The sequence below is a fragment of the Protofrankia sp. Cj3 genome (genome assembly GCF_917627355.1).
Classification (GTDB): Bacteria; Actinomycetota; Actinomycetes; order Frankiales; family Frankiaceae; genus Protofrankia.
The window spans coordinates 1-4,591 of record NZ_CAKJTR010000269.1 but is presented as its reverse complement, the minus strand read 5'-3'; the positions used below and the strand labels follow the sequence as shown (position 1 = coordinate 4,591).

General features: G+C 69.8%; 4 protein-coding genes and 1 pseudogene. 4 read left to right on the top strand and 1 reads right to left on the bottom strand.

Annotated elements, in window-relative coordinates; translation table 11 throughout:
- From MJ783_RS22055 to MJ783_RS22040, 4 genes are all read left to right on the top strand, one after another.
- Positions 1-631: tyrosine-type recombinase/integrase (locus MJ783_RS22055; RefSeq protein WP_239313519.1), on the top strand; the 631-nt coding region annotated here is incomplete at its 5' end.
- Positions 628-1,563 (top strand): tyrosine-type recombinase/integrase, encoded by a 936-nt coding sequence (locus MJ783_RS22050; RefSeq protein WP_239313517.1) that lies wholly within the window; start codon positions 628-630, stop codon positions 1,561-1,563. The genes MJ783_RS22055 and MJ783_RS22050, both read left to right, overlap by 4 nt.
- Complete coding sequence (locus tag MJ783_RS22045; protein ID WP_239313515.1) at positions 1,560-2,600, top strand: tyrosine-type recombinase/integrase; 1,041 nt, start codon at positions 1,560-1,562, stop codon at positions 2,598-2,600. The genes MJ783_RS22050 and MJ783_RS22045 overlap by 4 nt, the downstream gene beginning before the upstream one ends.
- A gap of 207 nt (positions 2,601-2,807) precedes the next feature.
- The gene (locus MJ783_RS22040; protein ID WP_239313513.1) at positions 2,808-3,797 is read left to right on the top strand and encodes a tyrosine-type recombinase/integrase; all 990 of its coding nucleotides are present in this window, start codon (positions 2,808-2,810) and stop codon (positions 3,795-3,797) included.
- A 39-nt stretch (positions 3,798-3,836) separates the two neighbouring features.
- Here the strand turns inward: MJ783_RS22040 and MJ783_RS22035 are convergent.
- Positions 3,837-4,591: pseudogene (locus MJ783_RS22035) on the bottom strand (IS256 family transposase); the annotation flags it as partial.

Below are 4,591 nucleotides of genomic sequence, written 5' to 3'. Positions count from 1 at the left end.
GCTCGCGCGTGCCGCGCCACCGCGGGTGCGGGCGCTGCCGTGCTTTACCCGTGAGGAGACCAACCATCTCATGACCGGGATCGGCACCGAGACGGCGTGCGGGAAGAGAGACGCCGCGATGGTCGCGCTCGCGGTCTCGACCGGGCTGCGCTGCTGCGACCTCGTCGCGCTGCGCCTAGACCAGATCGACTGGCGGCGCGACGAGATCCGGCTGGTTCAGGCCAAGACGTCCGAGCCGCTGGTGCTGCCCCTGACAGCATTGGCAGGCAACGCCGTCGCCGCGTGGATCCTGCATGGCCGTCCCGACTGCGAGGCCCCGGAAGTGTTCGTCCGGCTCCGAGCGCCGTATGTGAGGCTGGGGACGTCGACCGGCTCGACCCTCATGCGCCGCCGCCTGTCCCGGGCCGGCATCGAGCATGTGGCCCACGACGGCAAGTCGTTCCATGCCCTGCGGCGCACCGCGGGGACCAGGCTGATCGAGTCAGGGGCCGGGCTGCCGCTGGCCGCGCAGATCCTCGGCCACGCCCGCATCAACTCCTCCCGCCGCTACGTCGCCCTGGCCAGCGAGCAGCTGCGGCAGTGCGCCCTGCCGCTGACCGGATTCGCCTGCACCACGCAGGGGCTGCGATGAGCACGTTCACCAGCAGTTTCGGACCCCAGATCGAGGCGATGCTCGACTGGCGGACCGCGCTGGGACACAGCCTGCGCGACATGCACACCGCTATGGCCGGTTTCGACAGGTTCTGCGCGGCGCAGCACCCCAGCGAGACGGTACTGACCCGACAACTGGCGACCGCGTGGTGCCAGGACACCGCGACAGGCACCTGGGGCGCCTACCGCAGCCGCGCGGTGCGGGAGTTCGGCAAGTACCTCCAGCTGACCGGGGCGGAGGCGTTCGTCGTGCCGTCGGCGTGGATCGCCAGTCCGATCCGTACCCTGCCGCACCTGTTCACCGACGGCGAGCTGGCTGCCTTCTTCCAGGCGGCCGACTCCGTCGAGACCGAGTACCGCAGCCCGTTCCGGGAGTACACGATCCCGGTCATCTTCCGGCTGCTGCTCGGCGCGGGCCTGCGCCCGCCTGAGGCCCGCCGCCTGCGCCGCCACCACGTCGACACCGAGAGCGCCATCGTGATGATCGAACAATCCAAGCGCAACAAGGACCGCCGTGTTCCCGTGGCCGAGGACCTCGCTGGACTGCTCGCCCGCTATGACCGCCTAGCGGACCTACGGCGCCCGGACCGCACGTGGTTCTTCGAGGACACACGCGGCCGCCCGTACTCCCCGGCGTGGCTCATCGCCAGCTACCACCGCTGCCGCGCACGTGCCGGCGGCATCGCGCCTGGATCGACCCCATACACCCTGAGACACAACTTCGCCACCCGCGCCCTGATGCGGTGGGTCGAGGAGGGCAAGGATCTCGATGCCTGGCTGCCCTATCTGGCCGCCTACATGGGCCACGAGAAGTACTCCTCGACGGCGTGGTACGTGCATCTGCTGCCCGAGCGGCTCGCCGCGACCGGCCTGACCGGCGCGGCCGGCATCATCCCGGTGGTCACGCCATGACGACCCGCCGGCAGGCCCCGGATGGCTTTTACCGGCACCTTCGCGACTGGTTCACCGCGTTCCTGCCCCGCCAGCGCGGCGCCGCCGCCAACACGATCACCTCGTGTCGCCACACCTGGAACATGCTGCTGGGCTACGTCGCCGACCATCATCACGTCGGTGTCGAGAAGGTTACCTTCACCCTGCTCGACCGGGCCACCGTCACCGGGTTCCTCGAGCACATGCGGGTCACCAGGTCGTGGACGGCCTCGACCTACAACCAGCGGCTGGCGTGTATCCGGTCGTTTTTCGCCTACGCGGCGGCCGCCGAGCCCACCCTCGCGATCTACCTCGCTGACCTCGCCGCCATCCCGGCGCTGAAGACTCCCGCCACGGCCCCGGTGAAACACATGAGCACAGCCGCGGTGACGGCGCTGCTCGCTGCCCCGGACCCGAGCACCCGGACCGGGCTGCGTGACCAGTTCTTCATGATCCTCATGTATGACCTGGCCGCCCGCGACGCCGAGATGCTCGCCCTGACCGTCGCCGACATCGACACCAGGCGGCTCACCACCGACCTGCTCGGGAAGGGCGCGAAACCCAGGCGCCTACCCATCACCCGCGAGACGGCCGGGCATTTCGCCCGCTACGCCGCGGTGTTCCACCCCACCCCGCAACCGGCGGACCCGATCTTCTACACCGTGCGGAACCACCGTCCGACGCGGATGTCCGACGACAACGTCGCCAGGTTCATCCGCCAGCACGCCGCCACCGCCACCGCCCGATGTCCCGAAGTCCCGGCCCGGGTCCACCCTCACATGCTGCGGCATTCGCGAGCTATGCACCTCTACCAGGCCGGCATGCCGCTGGCCCTGCTCACCGAGTGGCTCGGGCACGCTGACCCCGAGACCACGCTCATCTACGCGCACGCCGACACCGAGATGAAGCGCCATGCCCTCGAGAGGGCAACCAGCGCCACGACGCGAAGCCCACTTCCGGCCCCGCTGTGGCACGACCACGAGGACATCATCCAACGCCTCTGCGGTCTCAAGGAGTAAACCGGCTTATTCCGACAGGCCCGGGGTCGCCAGACCGTGTCAGCGCAGGTCCCGGGCCTGTCACACGCAGGAAGGAGCGGACATCGGAATAACCCGAGAATCGGAGTAATACCAGTTATCCCGATCTCGGGATAACTGGTACCTGACCGCGTCGCCCGAGCTGATGGCCGCCGCTGGCCGGCGCCTCGACGCCTGGCTGGAGCGGCCGTGACCGACCTCGCCCCCGTCCTGCAGGCGTTCTTCACCGACCGGCTCGCCCGCCAGCGACACGCCAGCGGCCAGACCGTCACCGCCTACCGCGACGCCTGGCGGCTGCTGCTGGCCTTCACCTGCGAGCGCACCGGCAAGCAGCCCTCCAAGCTCAGCATCGCCGACCTGGACGCCCCGCTCATCTGCAGCTTCCTGGACCACCTCGAGCACGAGCGCGGCAACGGCGCCCGCAGCCGCAACGCCCGCCTGGCCGCGGTCCGCTCCATGTTCGCCTACGCGGCCCTCCGCTACCCCGAGCACGCCGAGACGATCGCCCGCGTCCTGGCGATCCCGGCGAAGAAGTTCGACCGGGCCGTCGTCACCTGGCTCACCGAGCCAGAGGTCGACGCCCTGCTCGCCGCGCCAGACAAGGCCACCTGGACCGGGCGGCGCGACCACGCCATGCTCACCCTCGCCGCCCAAGCCGGCCTGCGGGTCTCCGAGCTCACCGGGCTGGCCCGCGGCGACGTCCACCTCGGCAGCGGGCCGCACGTCTCCTGCCACGGCAAGGGACGAAAAGAACGGATCACCCCGCTCGCCACGGTCACCATCACGGTCCTGCGCGCATGGCTCACCGAACGCCACGGCGAACCACAGCGGCCCCTGTTCCCGAACCGGACCGGCGGCAGGCTCAGCCGCGACGCTGTCGAGAAACGCCTCGCCCAGCACGTCACGACCGCGGCAGCCCAGTGCCCATCGCTGAAGACGAAGAACGTCACCGCCCACACCCTCAGGCACACCGCGGCAATGCGCCTGCTCCACGCCGGCGTCGACACCTCGGTCATCGCCCTCTGGCTCGGCCACGAGCGGGCCGACACCACGCAGATCTACCTTCACGCCGACCTCGAACTCAAGGAGAAAGCACTCGCCCTGACCGCCCCGGCAAACACAAAACCCGGACGCTACAAGCCCCCAGACCGGCTGTTGGCCTTCCTCGAAAGCCTCTGATTATGCCGACCTTCCAGCCAAGAATCAGGCCGCCACCAGCCATCCCGGCCGCGAGGGCGGCATAACACGGAGGTCGGCGTAATGCACGATGCAGGTCTGCACGACCGTCTGGGGCCAGACCTGCGCGACCGCGTCGGGCAGGCCGGTCAGCCCGTCGCAGACGAGGATGAGCACGTCGGCCACGCCGCGGTTCTTCAGGTCGGTCAGGACGAGTTGCCAGTGTTTGGCGCCCTCGCCGCCGGTCCCGGCCCACAGGCCGAGGATGTCGCGTTCACCGTCGGCGGTGACCCCGATCGCGGCGTAGACCGGCCGGTTCGCGACCTGCCCGTCGCGGATCTTCACGACGATCGCGTCGATGAACACGACCGCGTAGACCGCATCGAGGGGGCGTGCCCGCCAGGCCTCCATCCCTTCGAGGACCTTGTCGGTGATGTTGGAGATCGTCTGCCGGGAGACGTCGGTGCCGTAGATCTCGGCGAGGTGCGCTTGGACCTCACCGGTCGTGAGCCCCTTGGCGACCAGGGAGACCACGAGGTCGTCAACCCCGTCGAGGCGACGCTGGCGCTTCGCGACGATCGCCGGGGTGACGCTGGCGTCCCGGTCGCGGGGCACGTCGACCTGGACCGGCCCGATCTCGGTGATCACGGTTTTCGTCCGGGTGCCGTTACGGGAGTTCTGGCCGTTGCGCCCGGCCGGGTCGTGGGCCTCGTAGCCGAGATGGGCGGTCATCTCGGCCTCGAGCGCGGTCTCTAGGACCAGCTTCGTCAGTTTCCCGAGCATCCCGCCCGGCCCGG